The organism is Priestia sp. P1_B12_1 (genome assembly GCF_056406695.1).
The window spans coordinates 479,216-502,992 of record NZ_JBFTZR010000003.1; the positions used below are offsets into that span (position 1 = coordinate 479,216).

At 37.2% G+C, this 23,777-nt stretch carries 21 protein-coding genes; 3 read left to right on the forward strand and 18 right to left on the reverse strand.

Annotation, left to right across the window (positions count from 1 at the left end; all coding sequences use genetic code 11):
* Window positions 1–51 precede the first annotated feature (51 nt).
* The 9 genes from AC1D0Y_RS13465 to AC1D0Y_RS13505 form a co-directional block, all read right to left on the reverse strand.
* A complete protein-coding gene (locus AC1D0Y_RS13465; RefSeq protein WP_098249864.1) occupies window positions 52–1,374 on the reverse strand; it encodes an LLM class flavin-dependent oxidoreductase in 1,323 nt (440 codons plus the stop codon).
* Between the two features lies 1 nt (window position 1,375).
* A complete protein-coding gene (locus tag AC1D0Y_RS13470; protein ID WP_034275907.1) occupies window positions 1,376–2,098 on the reverse strand; it encodes a riboflavin kinase in 723 nt (240 codons plus the stop codon).
* A 165-nt stretch (window positions 2,099–2,263) separates the two neighbouring features.
* The gene (locus AC1D0Y_RS13475; protein ID WP_025752086.1) at window positions 2,264–3,037 is read right to left on the reverse strand and encodes an amino acid ABC transporter ATP-binding protein; all 774 of its coding nucleotides are present in this window, start codon (window positions 3,035–3,037) and stop codon (window positions 2,264–2,266) included.
* Entirely contained in the window at window positions 3,034–3,744 is a 711-nt protein-coding gene (locus AC1D0Y_RS13480; RefSeq protein WP_028408745.1) for an amino acid ABC transporter permease, read from the reverse strand. The genes AC1D0Y_RS13475 and AC1D0Y_RS13480 overlap by 4 nt, the downstream gene beginning before the upstream one ends.
* Before the next feature lie 27 nt (window positions 3,745–3,771).
* A complete protein-coding gene (locus AC1D0Y_RS13485; protein WP_028408746.1) occupies window positions 3,772–4,470 on the reverse strand; it encodes an amino acid ABC transporter permease in 699 nt (232 codons plus the stop codon).
* Window positions 4,471–4,544: 74 nt separating this feature from the next.
* On the reverse strand, window positions 4,545–5,366 hold the full coding sequence (locus AC1D0Y_RS13490; RefSeq protein WP_028408747.1) for an amino acid ABC transporter substrate-binding protein: 822 nt from the start codon (window positions 5,364–5,366) through the stop codon (window positions 4,545–4,547).
* 69 nt (window positions 5,367–5,435) lie between these two features.
* Entirely contained in the window at window positions 5,436–5,702 is a 267-nt protein-coding gene (locus AC1D0Y_RS13495) for a glutaredoxin family protein (RefSeq protein WP_217598785.1), read from the reverse strand.
* Window positions 5,703–5,728: 26 nt separating this feature from the next.
* Window positions 5,729–6,253, reverse strand: a complete 525-nt coding sequence (locus AC1D0Y_RS13500; protein WP_217598784.1) for a GNAT family N-acetyltransferase — start codon at window positions 6,251–6,253, stop codon at window positions 5,729–5,731.
* Between the two features lie 10 nt (window positions 6,254–6,263).
* Window positions 6,264–6,794, reverse strand: coding sequence for a hypothetical protein (locus AC1D0Y_RS13505; RefSeq protein ID WP_028408749.1), 531 nt, complete (start codon window positions 6,792–6,794; stop codon window positions 6,264–6,266).
* 327 nt (window positions 6,795–7,121) lie between these two features.
* Here AC1D0Y_RS13505 and AC1D0Y_RS13510 point away from each other — a divergent pair, with 327 nt between their 5' ends.
* Complete coding sequence (locus AC1D0Y_RS13510; protein WP_477707696.1) at window positions 7,122–8,147, forward strand: LLM class flavin-dependent oxidoreductase; 1,026 nt, start codon at window positions 7,122–7,124, stop codon at window positions 8,145–8,147.
* 398 nt (window positions 8,148–8,545) lie between these two features.
* Window positions 8,546–9,367, forward strand: a complete 822-nt coding sequence (locus AC1D0Y_RS13515; RefSeq protein WP_217598782.1) for a Cof-type HAD-IIB family hydrolase — start codon at window positions 8,546–8,548, stop codon at window positions 9,365–9,367.
* A 47-nt stretch (window positions 9,368–9,414) separates the two neighbouring features.
* Here the strand turns inward: AC1D0Y_RS13515 and AC1D0Y_RS13520 are convergent, their stop codons facing one another.
* Both AC1D0Y_RS13520 and AC1D0Y_RS13525 read right to left on the reverse strand, forming a co-directional pair.
* Window positions 9,415–10,758: a 2-hydroxycarboxylate transporter family protein gene (locus tag AC1D0Y_RS13520; RefSeq protein WP_013082898.1), complete on the reverse strand. Its 1,344-nt coding sequence runs from the start codon at window positions 10,756–10,758 to the stop codon at window positions 9,415–9,417.
* 143 nt (window positions 10,759–10,901) lie between these two features.
* Window positions 10,902–12,611 (reverse strand): NAD-dependent malic enzyme, encoded by a 1,710-nt coding sequence (locus tag AC1D0Y_RS13525; RefSeq protein WP_253352751.1) that lies wholly within the window; start codon window positions 12,609–12,611, stop codon window positions 10,902–10,904.
* A gap of 496 nt (window positions 12,612–13,107) precedes the next feature.
* On the opposite strand from AC1D0Y_RS13525, the gene AC1D0Y_RS13530 reads away from it, so the two are divergent.
* The gene (locus tag AC1D0Y_RS13530) at window positions 13,108–13,512 is read left to right on the forward strand and encodes a hypothetical protein (protein WP_217598780.1); all 405 of its coding nucleotides are present in this window, start codon (window positions 13,108–13,110) and stop codon (window positions 13,510–13,512) included.
* 27 nt (window positions 13,513–13,539) lie between these two features.
* Here the strand turns inward: AC1D0Y_RS13530 and AC1D0Y_RS13535 are convergent, their stop codons facing one another.
* From AC1D0Y_RS13535 to AC1D0Y_RS13565, 7 genes are all read right to left on the reverse strand, one after another.
* The gene (locus tag AC1D0Y_RS13535) at window positions 13,540–15,030 is read right to left on the reverse strand and encodes a peptide MFS transporter (protein WP_028413598.1); all 1,491 of its coding nucleotides are present in this window, start codon (window positions 15,028–15,030) and stop codon (window positions 13,540–13,542) included.
* Window positions 15,031–15,558: 528 nt separating this feature from the next.
* On the reverse strand, window positions 15,559–16,923 hold the full coding sequence (locus AC1D0Y_RS13540; RefSeq protein ID WP_217598779.1) for an allantoinase: 1,365 nt from the start codon (window positions 16,921–16,923) through the stop codon (window positions 15,559–15,561).
* A gap of 523 nt (window positions 16,924–17,446) precedes the next feature.
* On the reverse strand, window positions 17,447–18,874 hold the full coding sequence (locus AC1D0Y_RS13545) for a sensor histidine kinase (protein WP_060747387.1): 1,428 nt from the start codon (window positions 18,872–18,874) through the stop codon (window positions 17,447–17,449).
* A complete protein-coding gene (locus tag AC1D0Y_RS13550; protein WP_028413601.1) occupies window positions 18,864–19,538 on the reverse strand; it encodes a response regulator transcription factor in 675 nt (224 codons plus the stop codon). The genes AC1D0Y_RS13545 and AC1D0Y_RS13550 overlap by 11 nt, the downstream gene beginning before the upstream one ends.
* 318 nt (window positions 19,539–19,856) lie before the next feature.
* Window positions 19,857–20,732, reverse strand: a complete 876-nt coding sequence (locus AC1D0Y_RS13555) for a peptidylprolyl isomerase (protein WP_098249873.1) — start codon at window positions 20,730–20,732, stop codon at window positions 19,857–19,859.
* 25 nt (window positions 20,733–20,757) lie between these two features.
* On the reverse strand, window positions 20,758–21,759 hold the full coding sequence (locus AC1D0Y_RS13560) for an acyltransferase family protein (RefSeq protein WP_477707697.1): 1,002 nt from the start codon (window positions 21,757–21,759) through the stop codon (window positions 20,758–20,760).
* Window positions 21,760–22,055: 296 nt separating this feature from the next.
* On the reverse strand, window positions 22,056–23,468 hold the full coding sequence (locus AC1D0Y_RS13565) for an amino acid permease (RefSeq protein WP_025752074.1): 1,413 nt from the start codon (window positions 23,466–23,468) through the stop codon (window positions 22,056–22,058).
* Between the last annotated feature and the right edge of the window lie 309 nt (window positions 23,469–23,777).

Sequence of the window (23,777 nt, forward strand, 5' to 3'; positions counted from 1 at the left end):
AATATTAAAAATATTAAAAAAGAGACTCCTTCGAGTCTCTTTGAATCCACTTCAATTAACTTTCACCTGTGTGTAGCGATTTTTAGGAACATTCAACTGCAAGTTACTTCTTAACGTATTCCCTTCGTATTCTGTACGATACAAGCCTCTTTCTTGCAGTATCGGTACAACGTGTTCAACAAAGTCATCTAAGCCATGCGGAACGCTTGAATGAATAATAAAGCCGTCAGCTCCTTTTTCTTCAAACCACTGTTCCATCAAATTAGCGATATGCTCTGGCGTCCCAATAAATTGTGTTTTAGGTGTAGCAATTCGCAGCGCTGCTTCTCGCAGTGTCCACTTATATTTTTTGGCGTTTTCTTTAATTTTGTCAGTTGTACTGCGGAAACTATTACTTCCTATATCTCCTAAGTCAGGAAATGCATCATCTAATGGAAACTGTGAAAAATCAAAATGATCGAAAAAGCGTCCTAAGTAGTTTAGCGCATGTTCAATTGTCACCAATTGAGAAAGTTCTTCATATTTTCTTTCGGCTTCTTCGTTTGTACTACCAATTATAGGACCAATTCCCGGAAAAATTAGAAGTTCGTTTTCATTGCGTCCTTGCGCTGCGGCTCTCGATTTTACATCTTGGTAAAAAGCTTTTGCTTCTTCTAAATTGTCTTGTCCCGTAAACACTGCGTCAGCCGTTTTTGCTGCTAAATCTTTTCCGCTTTCAGAAGATCCTGCTTGAAACACTACGGGCTGCCCCTGAGCTGAGCGCCCAATGTTTAACGGACCTTCTACAGAGAAAAATTCGCCTTTATGATGTAATCGGTGTAGCTTTTTCTCCTCAAAAAATTGTCCGGTTTCTTTATTTCGAATAAATGCATCATCTTCCCAAGAATCCCATAATCCCTTTGTTACTTCTAGAAACTCTTCAGCTATTCTATAGCGTTTGTCATGAGTGGGGTGCTCTTTTCCATAGTTAAGCGCAGATCCTTCTAATGGAGACGTGACAACATTCCATCCCGCTCGGCCGCTGCTAATATGATCAAGTGAAGCGAATTGTCTAGCCACCGTAAACGGCTCGCTATACGAAGTCGATAGAGTGCCGACTAAACCAATATGAGAAGTGACAGAAGCAAGTGCTGATAGAATAGTAAGAGGTTCAAAACGATTCAAAAAATGCGGAAGCGATTTTTCATTGATATATAACCCATCGGCAATGAATAATAAATCAAATTTTCCTTCTTCCGCTTTTTGAGCCTGCTGCTTGTAAAAACCGAAATTAACGCTGGCATCTGACAAAATTTCAGGGTGTCTCCACGCCCCCATATTTCCTCCAACTCCATGAATAATAGCCCCTAGCTTTAATTGTCTTTGATGTGTCATATTACCATTCTCCTTTTTCATACCCATTCATAAATTCTCGTAATTGATTGGTTAAACCACCTGCTCCAAAGCGAAGGACTCCTTCTTTTTCTGTCTTTCTTCCATTTCCTTCTTGTGCAAATTGCAAAAAAGCGATAACGTGAACTCTTCTAGGGTGAATATTTTCAATTCCTTCGTCATAAAACCATTGATCAATTGTATTGTAAATCCCTTTATTGACTCTGAATTGACTGTGGCACCAATTAAAAAACTGGAGATCAGGCAGATTTAAATACCGCGCTTGCCCTAGCTTGGAAGCTGTATGTTCACTAGATACATAGCCCATATGTTGAAATCTTTGCTTTGCTTGTAGCGTATCAGCTTTAATTTGATGCTTTAAAAATTCAATAGAAGGAAATTTTTTCTCTCCTCGCACCCGAAAGATCACGTCGCATTGAACTGTCTCTCCATAAATAACGTCGTTAAAATCCAGAATATGAACCTCAAATGTTTTAGATAGTTCCGATCCAAATGTCGGCTTAACCCCTACATTCATAACTCCTATATGTTCAAGTCCCCGCAGATGAACGAGGACACCATACACGCCATTTTTTAATTCCTCATGCTGAGTATCTATATTAGCTGTTGGAAACCCTAAGTGTCTTCCTTGCTGCCTTCCAGGTACAACCTGCCCTTTTATAATAAGTTTTTTGCTTGTTTTAGCTTTTAATGCTCCTCTATTCACTACGTTCACCCTTCTTCCCTTAAGTCTAGTAAAAAATAAAAGGTTCTTTGCACAATGTCACACATTGTGCAAAGAACCTCTAGTGATCTAGTCGGTTTGTTTAATTTGATGATTTTATCATATACTTATTATTCCTATGAGTCAAGTTGGTTTTCAATTAAAATATTAGATTGTTTTTTCATAAATATAAGAGTAAGGAGAATGCGTTGGGTTAATACGCTTAAAAAATTGCTTTGTTCGATCTTCTTTTGGGTTTAAAAATATGTCTTCAGGATGACCTTGTTCGACAATCTTTCCTCCGTCCATAAATACCACGTGATTAGAAACTTCACGGGCAAAACTCATTTCGTGCGTAACAATGATCATTGTAATTCCTTCTTCAGCAATTTTACGGATAACAGACAGTACTTCACCCACCAGTTCAGGGTCCAAAGCAGACGTTGGCTCATCAAATAAAATGACTTCAGGGTTTAAAGCAAGCGCTCTAGCAATGCCCACTCGCTGCTGTTGACCTCCTGATAACTGACTTGGGTAAGCATTTGCTTTTTCAGCAAGCCCAACTTTTTCAAGGACGTCTAAACTGCGTTGTTTCGCTTCTTCCTTTGGCAGCTTTTGAACAATAACTAGCCCCTCCATAATATTTTCAATAACGGTTTTGTGTTTGAACAAATTGTACTGCTGAAAAACCATCGTTGTTTTTTGTCGAAGAGTTAAAATGTCTTTGCGGTTTGGCTTTTGGCACTGAACCGTAAATTGATCAATCGAAACTTCTCCTTCATCTGCTTTTTCTAAGAAATTAATGCAGCGCAAAAACGTAGTCTTTCCAGAACCACTCGGTCCTAAAATGGTCACAACGTCGCCTTTTTTAACAATTAAATCAATACCGTCCAATACTGTATTATCACCAAATGTTTTTTTGATATTTGTTAATGCAATCATACAACCCCTCCTCGATTATAAACCGTTAATTTTCGTTCAAGCAGCGCTGTTATCCCTTCTATTAACATCGTCAGCATCCAATAAATAAGAGCAGCAGCAATATAGGCTTCTAAAAACTTGAGATTGTTCGAAGCTACGATATTAGCAGCACCGTTTAGCTCTTTTTGCGATACGATGAATGCGATAGAAGACGTATGCAAAAAGCCGATGAAGATATTACATAAATTCGGTAAAGACAAAGCAAACGCCTGTGGAAAAACAATTCGTTTCATTGATTGAAAACGATTCATCCCAATGGCATACGCAGCCTCAATTTGTCCTTTTTCTACAGCTAACAAACCAGAGCGAATAATCTCTGACATATAAGCTCCCGCTGTAAAAGACAAAGCGATTAATACAAATACGACAATAGGAATGCTGTTTGCATTGAAGCTCCATCCATAGTAACTCGATAGTTTATTAATAAATAGCGGGAACCCTAGGTAAATAACCATAATATGAAGAATAGCAGGCGTTCCTCGGAAAAATGATACGTATACGTTGGCAATTGGCGTTATTATTTTTACTGAATTGATTCTCACAGCCGCAACAGCGATGCCAATAAGCAACCCGCCTAGTAACGGACCGATGGTAATAAGGAGCGTTAAAGGTAATGCCTTTAAAATTTCTACAAATGCTGTCCATATAAACGGTACATCAATAATCATGTTTACACCTCTTTTAGTAAGCTCGTTTTATACATGAACAGGCTGATCATGTTTTTGCAGCTTCTGTTCTGATTTCACAAAAAATTTCTCTAATATAATCGCTACCAAATAATAAATAATGGCAAGTGCGATATATACCTCCACTGCATGAGCCGTTGCAGCGATAATGGTATCTCCTCTTCCCATCATATCCATCACACCAATGGTAAAGGCTAAAGACGTATCTTTTAAGGACCCAATCACAAGATTTCCAAAGTTAGGAAAGGCTACAACGAGAGCTTGCGGCAGCACAATTCGAGTGAACGTTTGTTTTCCCGTCATTCCTATACTATAAGCTGCTTCGGTTTGCCCTTTATCTACACTATTAATGGCACCGCGCATCATTTCAGAAAAAGACGCCGCCGTGCTCAGTGAATACGTGATAATAACAAATACAAGCGGAGCCATTCTTGAAACGTCAATATGAATCAATTGTAAAAGGGCAGGTATTCCATAAAAAACTAAAAATAATTGAATTAAAATAGGGGTTCCCCTCATAAAAGAAATATAAACTGCTGCTATTTGGCTTAACACCGGCACTTTATAAATACGAGGCAGGGCAATAAACAATCCCAAGGTACTGCCAATCACAAGTGAAGCAATCAAAATCCAAATTGTAATATGCAAATAAGATAATAATTGAGGAATAGAGGTGAAAATCAGCTCTATATCAAATGCTTTTCCCATCTTTTTCTCTCCTTTGTTTCCCTCTGCAGGTAGCGAAAGGACCCAAGTTCAAGGCTTGGGTCACAGTAAGTGCTTTAGTTATTTCCAGCTGCTTTTGTATAATCTTCTCCCAGCCATTTTTTACTTAATTTTGTCAATGTTCCGTCTTCTTTTATTTCTTTTAACGCTTTATCAACGTCTTTTTGTAAACCTGTTTCATTTTTACGAAGCATAAAATATACTTTTGAATTTGAAATAGCAGGACCTACAACTTTTTGCTCTGCGTCCGCTTGTTTATTGACAAAGTCAACTGCAAACGGCGTACTAATCGTGGCATCCGCACGCCCTGTTTTCAGCTGCGTTTTTGTGTCATCAGATCCTTGGCCTGAATAGACGATATTAATTTTATTTCCATGTTCTTTGTTATACTTATCGATTAAGTTAGCAGAATTACTCGTTGCTCCTACAATTACCTTTTTACCGCTCAAATCTTTAATTGATTTAATAGACGTATTTTTTTCGTTTACAACTACATGCAGTGGAAAGATATTATAAGGCTCTTTATTAAAAAGGAACTTTTGTTTTCTCTCTTCATTCACTTCCATCTGATGGGCTACTAAATCAATTTTGTTCGATTCTAAGCTCAAAAGTAAATTAGAAAAATCCATTGTCTTAAATTCGAACTTATAGTTTGGAAGACGTTTGTCTATTTCTTTAACAAGCTCTACGTCATACCCTGTTAGATTTCCTTTATTGTCAAGAAAGCAAATGTTCGGAAATTGCGTACCCGTTCCTACAATAATTTTTTGTACTTTGTCTTTGCTTGCGTTAGCCGCTGTTTCTTTATTTGGTGTTCCGCAAGCGGCTAGTAATAAAAGAAGTGATAAAAAGATAGCTGTCAGCTGTAGTTTTTTCATGTGTTTTGTCCCTCACTATGTCTCAAAATAATTTGTTGTTTTAATGAATGAATAAAATAGATGTTCCAGCTATTTAACGATTGGTGAATAGTCTTCAATCAATTTTTCTATTTGTTCATAATCTTTTTCAATTACTCCTTTAAACTGCCCCTCGTCTCCAATTTCAACGACCGGTACATGGCGAATACCGTATTTAATTTCAAGTAAATCCCGCAAATAATCTCTTCCTTCTACATCGATACTTTCATATTGATATCCTTTCTCACGAAAATATGCTTTTAGTTCCTCGCAATGATGACAACCTTTTCGATTCCATAATAAAATTTTTACTGACATGGTTTTTCCTCTTTTCTTTTAAATGATTAATTAGCTTTTTGTAACTCCTTGTGTTTTTCTAACTCATATCTTTCGGGGTGTAAGATCTTCCTTAAGAATACGCCTTTTCCTTCTTCTCCTTGATCGACTTCAAAAAAGCGCTCATACCCTTTCCTTTCATACATAGGAATCAACCACGGATGTTGATCAGAAGTAGCCAATGTAACGGCAGGTTCCCCCAATTGATCCCGAATAATTGTTTCTTCAACCCATGTTAAGAGTTTAGAACCTACTCCTTTCTTTTTAACCAAAGGATCTACCGCAAACCACCATAAGAAAGGCCAGTTCGTTATTTCTTTATACGTTCTTGCTGTAATCGTAGCTACGATTTTTTTATCACTTTCCAGTACGTAGCAGCGGCTGTTTTGAATGTTGTCTTTGACAAGTTCAATCGTTGCCGTTGCGGCTGGAAACTTAATTCCTAGCTTTCGAATCGGCTCGTATGCTCGAAGCGTTAAATCCAACAGCTCTTCAGCATCTTCTACGGTTGCTAATCGAAATAATTCACTCATTTTCTTCACCTCATTTTATAAATGTTTGAAGAGATAGATCGGCTTTATAAATCAGCTCATCCACAGCTTCCTTTAAACGACTTTTGGCATTTGCATTGTTGATGCCTGTAAAAGAGACGTATTCATGCAGCAAAAAAAGACTGCTGACCCAATAAGGTCTACCTAAAAAAGACGCTAAAAGTTTTAAATCATACTTAGCTTTTAGTAACGAATTCACATTTTCACCAATAAGAATTGGCAGAAGTATTTTTTTATGCAATAAATCTTCTGGCAATATTTTTGTTAGCCGTTCAAAAGACTGTACGTATGTTTCATTTACTCCAGATAACAGAACGACAATACTTTTAGCTTGGTTCACTTTTGAAATAAATCCCTTTACTTCTTTCTGTGCTTCCTGCTTCAAAGCGTGTACATCATGATACAAAATAGTTTCTGCGTGCACTCCTCTTGAGGTTAAGCAAGCTTCTAGCTCATCTTTCACTGAGGCTATTTGTTGATAATTATGAGAGCTCCCGTTATATAAAATATATACATCGCTCACTTTCTTCCCCTCCTTTTTACAGCAAAAAGGCTCCTGGAGTTTCCTCAGGAGCCTTTGGTAGACCAATCAGCTTTAACTGTTTCTTTGATAAAACCGGAGAATGAAGTGAAGTGTCTTTGAAACATACTCACTTAATTCTCATTTATCCAAGTTGTTTTATCGGCTTTTCTGTTTGATGATTCAACTATATAGCCTCAAAATGGCAAAGTCAACTTATTTTTCAAAAAATATTTTTCTTTTAAAAAACTCTTTTCATCTGGAAAATCCTTTGCTAAAATTAATCCCAATTATTCTTACCTTTTTTATCAACTTTAAGGAGTGTTTTCAGTGAAATTAAGTATTTTAGATCAAAGCCCCCGTTATGAAGGTGAGCGTGCTGAAGATGCATTTCAGCATACTATACAATTAGCTCAGCTAGCAGAAGAACTTGGCTACCACCGCTTTTGGGTAGCGGAGCATCACGACTCTGAACATGTTGTAGGATCATCACCTGAAGTGTTAATTTCTCACCTGCTCGCTAAAACGCATCATATCCGTATCGGCTCAGGCGGTGTTATGCTTCAGCACTACAGCCCTTATAAAGTAGCAGAAAATTTTAATGTTTTAGCCTCATTATCTCCAAATCGCATCGATCTTGGAATCGGTAGAGCACCAGGAGGACTACCTCATTCTACTCAAGCCTTGCAACAAAACTCTCAGCCCACTAAGTCCTTAACAGACAAACTGATAGAACTTAAGCAATACCTAAACGATACGCTGCCGGAAGATCACCCTCTTTACGGTTTAAAAGCCTATCCAAGGCCGGAAAAATCAGCAGATATGTTTTTACTGGGAGCAAGTGCTTCAAGCGCAGAGCTTGCGGGTTCATTAAACCTTCCTTATGTATTTGCTCAATTTATTAATGGTGATCAAAAAGTGCTAGAAGAAGCAATTTCTGTCTATAATCAGCACGTTTCATCTCGCGCCCGCTCGCTTGTCATTGCCCTTTCCGTCATCGTAGCGGATACCGTAGAAGAAGCAAAAGCATTAGCATCCAGCACAAAAATATTTAAAGTATACTTACAAAATGGGAAGTCCGCTACATTAGGCTCCAAAGAAAAAGCTGAAGAATTTGGTCAGCAGTCCAAAGAAAGCTATCGAATTGAAGAAAAAGAAGCAAATGTTATACACGGTACAAAAGAAACCGTTCGTCAAAAGATTCAAGCTTTGAAACAGGAATTTTCTATTGATGAATTTATTATTCTTACTGCCATTCAAGATTTTGAACTAAAAAAGCGATCTTACACGCTCTTAAAAGAAGCATTCAATGAAGGAGATATGCAGAGAACTAATCACACTCTAGCTGCTTACTAATCCAGAAGCTGAGACAAAAGTATTTTAGTAGAAGTAAAAAACGCACTAATAATCAAAATTACCGATTATTAGTGCGTTTTTTTTATTGATAAGAAGAACGTACCTTTCATGTGTTTAGTTGCTTCTGGCTGGTGATTGGAGGGCAAAGCGAAGCCTTGCACGGAAATCAACAGCGGTGTAACAAGTCATCCATACTGGATCTTCTATCCCATGTGTTCGTCTATAGATTCGAGTGATTTAGTTATATCTCAATTTCTTTGTTTTATCTACTTACCAGCAGTTCAAACAAAGTATACGCATCCCTCTCATTTTTTCAAAAAATCATTAAATTGAATCAAACGTTTTTTTATAGTACCATATGAAGATATGAGTCTAGTAGAAGAAGGGAATTTAAAAATATGCCTTACAAAATGATTGTTTTAGATTTGGATGATACACTATTATGCGATGATCACACTATTTCTCCGCGCACAAAAGAAGCATTAATGAAGGCGCAAGAATCGGGAGTGAAAGTTGTACTTGCTTCTGGACGACCAACTTACGGAATGGTTCACATCGCCAAGGAACTGGAGTTAGAAAAGTACGGAAGCTTTATTTTATCGTTTAATGGGGCAAAAATCATTAATTGCCTAACAAATGAAGAGCTATTTAGCAGCACATTATCTCCGAGAACCGTTGCACGTCTCGACGATATTAGCCGCGAAGAAGGCGTTTTAATTCATACGTACGTTGGAGATGAAATTATAACTGAAGTAGAAAATAAATTTACGGATATCGAAAGTGACATTACAGGTCTGCCGATCCGTGTTGTTTCATCTTTTACTGATGCCGTTACAGAGCCTGTTGTAAAAGTACTCATGCTTGCAGAACCGGAAATGCTGGTTCATGTTGAAAAGAAACTTCAAAAGCAGCTTCAAGGAGAGCTAAGCGTAATGCGATCTAAACCATACTTCCTTGAATTTACAGAAGAAGGCGTCACAAAAGGGACAAGTCTTCACTTATTAATTCAACAGCTTGGCATTACACGCGATGAAGTGATTGCTATTGGCGACAGTTATAATGATCTTGCCATGATTGAATTTGCAGGACTTGGGGTAGCAATGGGAAATGCTCCTGAAGATATTAAAGAAAAAGCCAACCACGTAACAGATACAAACATGAACGACGGTGTGGCAAAAGTTGTGGAAGAATTTATCTTAAAACCTGTTATCATTTCATAAGACAAAAAAGCAGCTCGTACGAACCGAGCTGCTTTTTTGTTTTGATTTTATACTCCTAATAGTTTCATAAGAAGCGTCGCTAAAATAACAGTGGAAGCGCCTCCAAGTCTTGTTGCTACTTGAGCAAATGGCATAAGTGACATACGGTTGGAAGCTGATAAAATCGCTACGTCTCCCGTACCTCCTAAACCGCTGTGACAGCCTGTTACAATTGCAGCATCCACTGGATGCATTTTCATCATTTTACCTACAAAATAACCCGTTGCTACCATAGCAATAACAACTGCTGCACATACAACTACATAACCTGGTGTAACAATTTTCACTACATCTTCAAGAGGAATATACAAAATTCCTAGCCCCACCATTAACGGCCATGTTAAGCTCGTAGAAATGAATTTGTACATATGGTAAGCACCTTGCTCCATCTTAGCAGGCATTACTTGTAAACATTTGACTAGCGTTGCCGCTACGATCATTAAAACTGGACCTGGAATTCCTAAAAACTTATGTGCTAAGCCTCCGAAAATAAAGAAACTACATGCAATTAAAAGGCCTGCGCCCATTAACGAAAAATCTACTGGTTTCTTGATATTTGTATCTTCTGAGATGCCATCTCCGCCTTTTGTCTTCACAAGAACTCCATTACCTGTTAATTCTGGCTTTTTCTCTCCTAGACGTTTCATTAAACCAGCACATACGATAGCAACGATGTTTCCGATAACAGCAGCTGGAATCATTTGCGACACAAAAGATTCTGCTGAACTACCTAAAATTTGAGAATAAGCAAGTGAAAGTGGTAAAATACCTTCACCAATCCCTCCTCCAATAATTGGTACAACAATATAGAAAAATGTATGTTTTGCTCCGTAGCCAAATAACATCCCAACAGCTACGCCTGCAGCTACAGCGGCTAACGTACCTAATACAAGCGGTACGAACATACGTGTAAAGCCTTGAATTAAAACTTTACGGTTCATACCAAGGATACTTCCGGCTACTAAACAAGAAATATAAAGGTATAAAAAGTTTGATGTTTTCATCAAAGTTGTTACCGCTTCCATAGATGCGGGATTTAAAACATTATAAAAAACTAATACGGAAGGTACAAGCAGTGATAAAATAGCTGGTCCACCAATATCTTTTAAAATCGGAATTTTTAATCCTAAATCACCAAGCAGCATTCCCATTACCATAATAATTGCAAATCCGCCAATCATATCTGGAGGAAGCTCGTTGTAAACGGCTGCGCCATATACAATTAATGCAAGTAAAACGTATAGCGGCAGAGGAATAACTCCTACTTTAATATTGTTGATTCGGTTCCAAAAACCCTTATTTTCAGGCTGTGAATCTTGAGTAAACGTTTCCAATTTACGTGCTGTATTCATCTCATAACCCCCTGTGGTTCTAATATAGAGAATCATACACAAATTTCAAAAAACTATATACGTTATGTAACTTAAGAATTCTTTTTGTAACTAAAAAAAGCACAGCTTCTTTTTTCAGAAGCTGTGCTTTTTCTATCTAAAAATTAAGCATTTACTGTTTCTAAAGCTTTAATTTCTTTGTATGTTGGTTCCCACATTGCCGCTTTTACTGCCGCTTTAACATCTGTTGGAACTTCTTTTGCAACGCCATCTTTAATTGCTGCGTTAGCAACCGCTAAAGCAACGTTATAGGATACTTCACGTAATTCTTCTACGCGTGGTAGTAATGAAGCACCCGGCTTGCTGCTGTCTACCATTTGAGCTACAGCATGTGCACATGCTGCAAACATGCTGTCTGTAATAACTTCTGCTTTTACCACAATTGATCCAAGACCAAGACCAGGGAAAACAAAAGCATTATTAGATTGACCAATTTCATATTCCACACCATCGTAGTTAACTGGTTCAAACGGACTTCCAGTCGCTACAAGCGCTTTTCCTTCTGTCCAATTTAATAGGTTTTCAGGAGTAGCTTCCGCAAGCGGAGTTGGATTTGACATTGGTAAAATAGCTGGGCGTTCTACATGCTTCGCCATTTCTTTTACGATTTCTTCTGAGAATGCGCCTGCTACACCAGACGTACCAATTAAGATTGTTGGTTTAACTTGTCTGACAACTTCTAAAAGAGAAATTTTGTCTTCTTCACGGTTCCAGCCCTTCACTTCTTCTGCTTTTCGTGCATAAGGCGTTTGGAAACCTAATAAGTCATCCATGTCATCTGTTAAAAGGCCTCGGAAATCAACTGCCCAGAAGTTTTTATATGCTTCTTCTTCTGTAATACCGTCTAATACCATTGCGTCACGAACTTGATCGGCAATACCGATACCTGCTGTACCCGGTCCAAAGATTAAAACGCGGTGGTCACGAAGTGGCATTTTAGACACTTGAACTGCTGAGAAAATAGCGGCAAGCGTTACAGCACCTGTTCCTTGGATATCATCATTAAACGTTAAAATTTCTTTTCCGTACTTGTTAATAATGTTACGAGCATTTACATTACCGAAATCTTCCCAGTGTAACAGTGCATTAGGGAATATTTCAAGAGATTTTGAAATAAATTGATCTACGAAATGATCATAGCGTTCACCGCGGATACGTTCATGACGGTTTCCGATATATAAAGGATCATTTAATAATTTTTCGTTGTTTGTTCCTACATCAAGAACAACTGGAAGCACTCTGCTTGGATCGATTCCTGCTGCAGCTGTATATACCGCTAATTTACCGATAGCAATATTAATACCGCCAACGCCCCAGTCGCCAATTCCTAAAATACTTTCTGAATCTGTAATAACCATTAAATCAATGTCTTCACTATTTGCATCGATATTTTTAAGAGCTTCTTCAATGCCCTCTACATTATCGATTGATAAGTATACGCCACCCGGACGGCGATATTCGTGGCTGTACTCTTGGATTGCTTGTCCAACTGTTGGTGTATAAACAACAGGAAGCATTTCTTTTAAGTGATCTTGCAATAAACGATAAAATAATACAGCATTACGGTTTTGTAAATCGTTTAAATATACATTCTTACCAAGGTTATCTGGCTGAGCTAAAAATTGCTCATATGCACGTTTTGCTTGCTCATCTAAAGTTAAAGTCATCGGAGGAAGTAAACCTTCTAATCCTAACGTTTTGCGCTCTTCTTTTGTAAAAGCTACCCCTTTGTTTAACATTGGAGCTCCTAAAATTTCTTTCCCGCGTAAAGTCGTTTCGATTGTTTCATTATCTGCAAAAAATACGTTGCGCATACGACTATCTTCCTTTCTGTAGACTTGTATGACAAGCATACAAGTTGGTTAGATTTAAGTAATTAACATCTTATATGGATATTACATATTATTCAAATGTCCGTTAACTTTTTATGAATAGCATGCTAATTCATTTGACAATAGTATATTTTATGCCTATCTATTTCTGCTGTCAACTATTTTAGTAGAGCAATTTTTTAGTTATAAAGAGGTGGAAATTTCTGAATTTAATATCTTTTATTAATTTTCTTTTTATATAGGTATTAAGAACCTTATTTACAATGGTTCTTTCTTTTTGAGAGTTAAAATGGTTCTTTAATATGGAAAAAATGTTTAATTATAAAAAATTTATTTTAAAATAATTTCAGTTTACCTTTAAAAGAATAATTTTTTTTTTTTTGTCTATGCTGATTAGTAAATTACTATGAATATTTTTTCTCTTCTCTCTATACATATAAACTACATAGTTCTTTTTTATAATAATGGAGGTTATTGCATGCTAAAACCAGATACAGCTATTATTTTTGGATTTCTTATCGAAGAGGCGTCCAGTCGATTAGACGATCAAGAAATTAAAGAAATTGCGGCTAAAGAGCTAGAAAATGGAGAATTGGTTTTTGAAGAAGCAAGTTATTTTTATAAACGCTTTTTTATTCCGGCTTCCTCTCAATTAAGACAAGCTCTTCGCCGAGAGGTCTTATCACTTCATTTAACATTAAATCAAATCAAAAATGCGCATGGCAACGGATCCATGTCTAAGATTGCTCATATGCATCAAATTATTGCAGAAACTGAAAAATCAACAAACGAACTAAACAGACTTTTAAATCTTGCATTTTACGAAGGTGAAGACGATCAGACATACGCCTCCTTCATGAATATTTTTTCAAATAAATCATAAAAAAACCGCCCTTGAGGACGGTTTTTTTTATTGAACACCTTTCATTAAACGCTGAATTTTTGGCGAAATCATTAGTACAATTACACCTAAAATGACCGACACTCCACCCAATGCAGCAAAATAAACAACTTGCGAAATGTTTTCATAATATTGAACAAGCTGAGCATTGATTGCCTGCGCCGCTGCGCTTGTTAGGAACCATAAACTCATTGTCTGAGCAGAAAACGCTGCAGGTGCTAGTTTTGTTGTAGTTGATAGCCCTACTGGTGATAAACAAAGTTCTCCAACTACAACTAAGAAGAAGCTTAGCACTAGCCATAGCGGGCTCGCTAACGTTTCATTTCCATGAATGCTAGCCGGGATAACCATGACAAGGAAAGAAAGTCCTGCAAATAAAAGTCCTAATGAAAATTTCTTTGGTGTAGAAGGCTGTCTGTTTCCTAATTTTACCCAAATCGCTGCAAAAACTGGCGCAAATATAATAATGAATAGCGGATTTAACGATTGGAACCAGCCAACTGGAATTTTAAAACCACCATACGTTAGCTGCGTATGATCTTTTGCATACGTTGCTAAAATTGTTGACCCCTGCTCTTGAATCGCCCAGAACATTACTCCAGAGATAAAAAGAGGAATGTACGCTAATACGCGTGAACGCTCATCAGCTGTTGTCTTGGGGCTCTTATACATAACAACAAAGTAAATAATAGGAATAACTATCGCTAAAATACTTACAAATAAAATAACACCTTCAACAGTTAAAATACCCGCTAAAGAAGTCAGTACAATAAAGATTGCCAGTACAACTACAGCAAGTGCAATGGTACCAAAAACTTTTTTGCGTTCTTCTGGTTTTAAAGGGTTTGGAACTTGTCTGCCTGCACGACCTAGGTTTTTGCCTCGTGTAGCCATAAATACGATTAGACCTAAAAGCATTCCTACTGCCGCGATTCCAAAACCTAAATGGTAGTTATACTTTTCACCTACTGTTGAAACAACTAGCGGCGCGATAAATGCTCCAGCATTCACACCCATATAGAAGATACTAAATCCAGCATCTCGACGGTTATCAGTCGGGCTATACATATCGCCCACAACGCTCGAAACGTTTGGTTTTAATAAACCTGTTCCGATGATAATCAAGAACATTGAAATAAACAGCGCTGTTACACCTGCCGGCAACGCAAGCACTAAATGCCCCAGCATAATAAATATACCACCGTAAAACACCGTATTAGACGTACCTAAAATGCGGTCTGCAATCCAACCGCCAATAATTCCAGACATATAAACAAGGGAACCATAAATAGAAAAGATCGCTAAAGCGGTTCCTTGTTCCATTCCTAATCCACCGTTTGCAATTGTATCGTACATGTACAATACAAGTAGCGCACGCATTCCATAGTATGAAAAACGTTCCCAGAATTCTGTAAAGAACAAGGTAAATAACCCTTTAGGATGTCCGAAGAATCCTTTTTGAGGAACTGTTTCATACACTTTTTCTCTCTCTACCGACATATTCCTTAACCTCTCTTTCAACCGTAAACCACCATAGACAAAACTATCAAAAAATTATGATGATATAAAAAAATAGAAACAAGAAAATTTTATTCTTATAAAATGATTCTGTCAATATCAGAATTTTACAATGAGTGCATAAAATACGATTTTCCATTATAAAATTGCACCTATAAAAAGCTTTAAATCAAGATTTCTTTTCTTAAAATATCTTTTTGAAATTTTTTTTATACAAAACCCTTGATTACAAAGCATCTGATTATCTACTTTTCATACAACCAGATAATATTTTTCTTTTTGGAAATTTTTTCTTTGAATTTAAAAAGGAATTTTATTATTTTTTCATTATGCTTCCCTCAATCAAAAATATATTTTTTCAGAATAATAAAAACCTCTTTAAAAATATCTCTTTTGTTATAGTAGATACTCATTTTTCTCCTATGTATTACCTTTAATATAAGTCATCCTCATTTTTTTATGTAAAAAAAGAGATAAAAGGTTTATTTTTTACCTCTTTTTTCACTGTACCTACAATTTTACGTATTCACCGTTTACCATTTGTCCTTTGTGAAGATGAAACACACCTTCTTCTTTATTGTATACAATCGTTCCTCTATTAATGGTAGTTAAAATAACGCTATTAAATACTGTTCCTTCATATATACTGTGCTTATGTTTGAAAACCATTCCTTCTTTTGTCACTTTTTCAGTTTGATCCAGATCAACGATAACCAAATCCGCATCGGATCCCAGCAAGATGGTTCCTTTTTTAGGATATAAACCGAAACGTTTAGCTGGATTGGTTGATACAAGCTTTGAAATGCGAGAAAGAGAAATCCCTCTAGTGATGGCTCCCTCACTAATCATTGCTTGCAAAGAGTACTGGCCGCCTGATATTCCACCCCAAACTTTAAATAAATCATTCTGATGAGCGGTTTTTAACTCAATCGGGCAAGGAGAATGATCAGAAGAAATCATATCTATTTCCTCCGATTGGATACAAGCCCATAATTTTTCTTTTTGACTCCTGCTGCGAAGAGGAGGTGCACACTTAGCCGTTACGCCAATTTCTTCAAAGTCTTCCTCTGTAAAGAGTAAATAATGCGGACATGTTTCCAGCGTAACGTTCATTCCATTCTTCTTTGCTTCCGTAATAAGCTGCACTGCTTCATAGCTGCTAATGTGTACAAAGTGAAGCGGACATCCCGTTTCTTCACCGTACTCAAGCGCTTGCTTTACTGCGTTTACTTCTGCTACGACCGGTCGCGTTTCTAAATAATCTTTAATAGCAGTTTGCTTTTGCTTCTGTTTAGCCTGTTCAAGCTTTTGTATTAAGTCATTTCTTTCAGCATGCAGGGCAAGCACTTTATTTAGTTTTGCAATCTCTTTCATTCCTTCGTATAATGTGAGGTCATCTGAGAAATCAAATTCAGAACCGGCTTCTGACATAAATGCTTTAAAACCTATTACACCCGAATGAGCCATTTTGGCTAATTCTTCTTTATTACCAGGAACCAACCCTCCCCATAGACCATAATCTACTACTGACTTTTGATCAGCCAGCTTTTTCTTTTCCCACAGCGCTGCTTCTGTTACGGTAGGAGGAACGCCGTTTAAAGGCATATCAAAATATGTAGTGCAGCCTCCCGCAGCCATAGACGCTGAACCGTAGTCAAACCCTTCCCAATGGTCTCGGCTCGGTTCATCAAAATGCACGTGAATATCAATCATTCCAGGCAGAACATATTTGCCTTTAGCATCTACGTATTTTTTTGCTGGTGTGCTAACACCTTGCGCTATTTCTGCAATCTTTCCTTTTTTAATCCCTATATCCGCTGTTACTATTTCGTCTTCTAATACGACCGAACCATCCCTAATAATTAAATCGTACATGTTATCAAACTCCCCTTTATTTAACTACTCCGTCTTCTTATTAAACGAAGCAGTCTGCTATTGTTCTATCATGCATTGTTTCCTTCAAAAAGTCTTTATCCTTGTAAAGAAACCTGACACATAGACTGGTTATTACGCTAGTAAATATAACTGAATTATCTGATTTTCACACTCGCTATTTTGTCTAAACTTTTCTTTTTTATTTGGTCACTTTCACTAACTAAAAAGAGATTGAGATATAAATAAATGAATGGACGAACAAATTGAATAAAGGGACCAGTATAGATCGCTTGTGACACTGCTGTTGATTTCCGTCCAAGCCTTTCGTTTCTGCCGGCTCTCACCTCCTGTTTCGCTTTTCCCGCAGGAGTCTTCGCCTTGCCTACCAATCAACAGCTAGAAGCAACTACATACGTAAAACCTACGTTCACCCTAACCATAAAAAAATCCGAATGAGTTTGATTCCCCATCAAGAATCAAACTCGTTCGGATCTTCCTTCAACTAATTTTGTCACAGCTTCTTTTAACTCTTTTTCACTTTTTGTGACATTGGCAACCTTACTGTAAATGTACTTCCTTTTTCTTGTTCACTTTCTACGTCAATTTTTCCTTTATGTGTTTCTACAATCCATTTAGCTATGGCTAGGCCTAGCCCGTGACCTCCCATTTGACGGGATCGGGATTTATCAGCACGATAAAAGCGGTCAAAGATCCGATCCTTTTCGTCAGGATGAATTCCAACTCCTGTATCACGTACTTTTAATATACATTCACTCCCATGCTGAACTACTTGAATGTTTACACTTCCATGAGGAGTCGTATATTTAATAGCATTGTCTAACAAAATGTAAATCAGCTGAGTTAGACGCTCTTGATCTCCAGTTACGACTAATTTTCCGGGCGTATCTAGCTGTAAATCAATAGGTTTGGAAATGGCCAGAGTTTCAACAGATTCCATTACCTTTTGCACCGCGTCTGTAATATCAAAGGGCATCATTGCTTTTTCTACTTTATTAGAATCTGAGCGTGCAAGCGTAAGTAAATCACTGACGAGACTCGTCATTCGCTTCACTTCAGCTTTCATATTATTAATTAATTTTTTAGAGAAAGGATCTTCTGTTACTTCCTCCTGCATTTCTAAAGCGTTGATAGAAGAAAGCATAACGCTAAGCGGCGTTCTTAACTCATGGGACGCATCCGCCACAAACTCTTTTTGCTTTTGGAAAGCTGTTTCAATTGGGACCATCGCACGTTTTGACATTAAACGGCTGATATAAATGGCTACTCCTACAAACAGTACGGTAAGGCTCAGCATAATAATGAGGAGCCACTTTAACAGCTGATAAAGAAACGAAACGTCTTTTCCAATATAAAGCATCCCTAAAAATTGGCCTTTATAAAAAATAGGTTCACCCGCCATCATCAAATCAATATCTATTTTGCCTTCTCCGTTTTGCCCTTTTACTCCTTCAATGTGTTCAAAACTAGGACGTGGGGCTTTTATTCGTTCTTTTCGCACCTCATTTTCAATAGGGATCCATCCATCAATTAAATCTAACAAGTTAGAGCGAAGACGCTCACTCGCTTCGTTTCCCATAATAAGGTCCCCTTCAGGACTGATGACATAATAAAAAAACTGATCTTCACCGGCTACGACAATGTTTTTGTACTCTTCTTTCGACTGTTGATTCGAGCTGTTTACCGCTTGTTTAATTAAGATGCTTTGGACAATTCGAGACTCTTGTTTTAGCATGCTATTTAAGTTTTGCTGCTGACTGTTGGATACAACCACATATACCAATGCATAAACAATAAACACGAATAATAGCAGAAACAGCATTAGCAATGCGCTGTATCGGAATGTTAAACGATTTTGCGTCTGGCTGAATAAATCTTGCTTTACTTTTTGTTTTACTTTCTGTTTAGCCCTCGTAAGAAGTTTAGCTTTCAATTTTGTAGCCTACTCCGCGAATGCTTTGAATAAGATCTTGTTTGTTGAATTTCTCTAGTTTTTTCCGCAAAAGTTTAACCGTCGCATCAATCGTTTTAATCGAAACATCTGATTCATATCCCCATACCCGGTCTAAAATAATATCTCGAGAAAGAACTTGTCCTTTGTTTTTCACTAAAAAATCTAGCAGTTGAAATTCACGAGGACTTAATTGAATAAACTCCTCGTCAAACTGCACGGTTTGACTTGCTCTTTTTAATATCATGCTGGCAATCTCTACTTCTTCTTCTAAGATTGGTGCATAATTACGACGAGCCAAAGCGCGAAGCCTTGCAAGCAGCTCGTCAATTTCAAATGGCTTAATAACGTAATCATCCGCTCCCGCATCTAAGCCTTGTATACGATCTTGAACCGCATCTTTTGCTGTTAACATAAGAATAGCTCCGGCGTATCCTTCTTTTCTTAGACGTTTACATACATCGATTCCGTCTCCATTGGGCATCATCCAGTCAAGAATTAACACATCATAATGCGCTTCAGATGCATAATCATATGCATCATTCCCTTCCGTCACCCATTCGACGTTATAGCCTCCTTTTTTCTTCAGCATATAACTAACTAATTCACCTAGCTGCAAATCATCTTCTGCTAGCAGTACGTTCATTCTGCGTGACTCCTTCCTTCATTTGATACATTTTCCTGCATCCTTTTGTTTACTTTATTATACAAAAAGAATCAGCAGAAACAAGCTGCCTCTACTGATCACTTTTCATTTTAATTTTCCCTATCTGTATTAAGAATGCCTAACGATTTGATTTGAATATGAAGGATTTGATCCATTAACAGTTTCTGTGACCTTTACAACACGCCGGCATATCTCAGCTCGTACACCTCTGTGCTTCAATTGCTCGACGATTTTTTCTAACTTACTATAAGACGCTGTTTGTTTCATATCCATCCCCTCATTTCGTTAAGGTATCATTTATGAATCAAGTTTGTTTGTAATATCATACTTTTTCTTTAGCTTTTGTAACCACGTTGGATACTCTGTTTGGTATTTTTGATCAAGCAGCGTTTGCTTGATTTTTGCTTTACTATTTTCATATGTTGCTTTTTGCGCTTCTTTTTTGCCTGTTACTTTAATAATGTGATAACCGTATTCTGTTTTAACAGGATCACTTACTTCATTTACCTTCATTGAAAATGCTTTGTTGGCAAAAGCTTCGACCATATCGCCTTTTTTGAAGTATCCAAGGTTTCCGCCATCTGATTTAGAAGCTGTATCTGTTGAATATTCTTTTGCTAGCTTCGCAAAATCTTCTCCTTTGTCAAGCTTAGCCTTTACTTCTTTCGCTGTCTTTTCGTCTGCTACTAAGATGTGGCTAGCTTTCACCTGTGCTTCTGTAGCTAGTGAATCTTTATTTTGATTAAAGTACGATTTCATTTCACTATCTTTAATATTAATAGTCGACTCGACCATTTTTTTTGCCTCAATATTCGTCTTTAAATCTTTTTTCAGCTCTGACAATTTTACACCGCTAGATGCTAATGCTTGATTTAATGCATCTTCTCCCCCGTACTGACTTTTAAGGTTTTCTAATTCAGCATTAATTTCTTTATCGGTTACTTTAATATTTTGTTTAGCTGCTTCTTTTGAAATGACTTTTTGTTCAATCAATGAATCAAGGACACTTGATCCTCCTTGAGCAAGAAGAGCATCGTACAGCTGATCTTTTGTGATTTTTTCATCACCAACGGTAGCAACCACCTTTGATTTATTCATTGCTACGGCACCGATAGCTACTGCAGCAATAACCACAACGGCTGCAATAATCATAATTATTTTGTTTTTAGACATCGTTAAACTCCTTTTCCATTTCTCATTACTTACCTAAACTTAAACTTTTGCGCCTTGGTAACGGTTTAAGCTCAATTAAAGGTCTTGCAATAGTAGATACGTATTTACTCGACAACAACCACGCCACTCCACAAGCTCCAATTAGAAGGATACTGTATCCTTGTACACTTTCTATCCAGTCTCCAAAAGAAGATAGGCGGATATATTTAATCAGAAACCCATGTAGCAGATATACATAAAAGGTTTGAGCACCTCGAGATGTAAAGGACATCGTTTGTGTAGGGATCAAAGCTAAAAAGGAAATCGTCATTGCTAAGCTGATGCTATAAAATAGCGTACGAATGGCTATTCCCTCTAATTGATTTACACCTAAAGAGGCATAAGATTTTGAACCAAATAACCACTCTTTCTCAAAATCCGGTGCTATATACTGGATCCATAGAGCAATAATCAGCAAAGTGCCTCCAGCTACTTTTTTGCAAGAAACCGACGTCAACTTTTTAAAATGTTCTTTTTTCATATAAAACCCTGCTAAGAAGAAGGGAAAGAACACAAAGGTTCTAGAAAGGCTCAACGTTGTTTCCAGCGGTTCACATAAGCCAATCATAATTCCTAAAACTGCCGCAACGGCTAAAGGATATTTGATTTTTGTAAAAATGAACAACATGGCGTTCCAACAAAATAAACTCAACAAAAACCATAGCGACCAAGCTGGCTGAAACACTGAAACTTCGAATGTGGATTCATCATAAAGTTTATAGTCGTATACCGCATAGATAAGTTGAAAAATAATATAAGGAAGTAATACTTTCTTCGTCATCTTCCACATGTATCCCTTTTTTCGGTATCCCTTTGCAAAATAGCCGCTTATTAAAATAAACGCTGGCATATGAAAGGTGTAAATAAATATGTAGAGCGTTCGTAGCCACTGTTCATCATTGATGAAGGGAGTTAACAAATGGCCAAACACTACTAATACAATTAAGATAAACTTTACGTTATCAAAATACGCATCCCGCTTAGCCATTTGACCTCCTCCTTTCTTTCGCGTTCTACGGATCTGTACGACGTGCTGCTGCGAATATCTTTTCTTTACATTCCTTACTATACATAGTGAAAATGAAAAAACAGTGAAAACCTTGCTTAGTTCTATTTTTAAATAAGGCGCGGCTAAATAAGTTTGACAAACGGCGCCTCTTTCTCTACTATATAGATACGCACCCTATCCAATTCAATTTCGCTTATTGCGGGACACTTAACCAGTACGGATGGATAGGGTGTTTTTGTATGCAAAAAAAGCAGAAGACCTAGGTCTTCTGCTTTTTATTTTGCTATAGGCTGACTTTCGTTTTTTCTATTTCCTTTTTTATTTTTCAAATAATAAAACAGATAACAAAAAAGGACAAATGGGATACCGCAGTATAATGCGATACGCTGACTCTCATCAAAAGCCAGTCCTACACAAGCAGCAAAGCATAAAACAAACGCTAAAATAGGTACAATAGGATATAAAGGAGCTTTGTAAACAAGCTTCGATACATCATTCCCTTCTTTAATATAGCGTCTTCTGAACATAAAATGAGAAGCCGCAATAGCCATCCATACAGCTACAACCGCAAATCCAGAAATAGAAACTAATACTAAGTAAACAGTTGTTGGTGCAACTACGCTTGACAGCAAAGACAGACATGCCACTCCCATGCTGATAAGCAACGAATTAAATGGAACTCCTTTAGACGTTACTTTTCCTAACCAAGTGCTGACCATTTTTTGATCAGATAATGACCATAGCATTCTTGAACATGCGTATAATCCTGCATTAGCGTTCGATAATAAAGCTGTTAAAATAACCAAGTTCATGATATCTGCTGCGTAAGGAATACCTATTTGATCGAATACCGTCACAAAAGGACTTTCTAACACTCCTGCTTGTTTCCATGAAATCAACCCAGATAGTACAAACATGGCGCCAATAAAAAAGAAGAACGTACGCCAAATGATATTTTTAATTGCGCGAGGTATGTTCTTTTCCGGATCCTCTGTTTCCCCCGCCGTAATACCAATTAATTCTGTTCCCGAAAAAGCAAAGCTAACAGAAACCATCGTAATTAATACAGGCATAAGTCCATTTGGAAATAAACCGCCCTCTCCTGTAAAATGAGAAAGCATCGGCGCTTTTTCATGACCGCTAAGAGGAATGAATCCAAACATCGCTGCTGCGCCTAAAATAATAAATACAATAATCGTTAATACTTTAATACTTGAAAACCAAAATTCTGTTTCACCGAAAAAACGTACAGATGTTGCATTTAAACCAAATAATAAAAGAGCAAACAGCGCGCTCCATATCCAAACTGAAACGTCAGGAAACCATCTTTGCATAAGCAATCCAGACGCTGTAAACTCCGAACCGACAGATACCACCCACGTCAGCCAGTAGAGCCAGCCAACCGCAAAACCAGTTCCCGGCCCGATAAACTTCGTAGCGTATACTTGAAATGATCCCGACACAGGCATTGCTACGCTTAGTTCCCCTAGACATATCATGACTAAATACATAATTAATCCACCGATTAAATAAGCAAGGAGTGTTCCCCCAGGACCTGCTGCATTAATTGTGTAGCCTGAATTAAGAAACAGCCCCGTACCGATAACACCGCCAAGAGAAATCATAAATAAATGACGGCTTTTCATTTTTCTTTGTAACTGATTCATAGATGTTGTATTCTCTCCCATTATGTACCTCCTTTTTATAGTAAACCCATCTAAAAACTTGGTTTATTTACATATTCTTTATAGTCTCTTCTCTGAAGGAGTAGGCTCTATTTCTTCGATATGTACAAATTTTGTATATTGTATACAATATACACTTCTTAAATCTTTTTTCGATTATATCATTTTTCAGATTTTTTACAACAATCAATAGTAAAAAATATTTCAATAATTCTATTTTTTATATTCTAACTAAGATTAGACGAAGTGATATGATATGATTATTTTTACACCTGTACGTTCTTTCACGCTATTTTTATACTCTTTCATCAC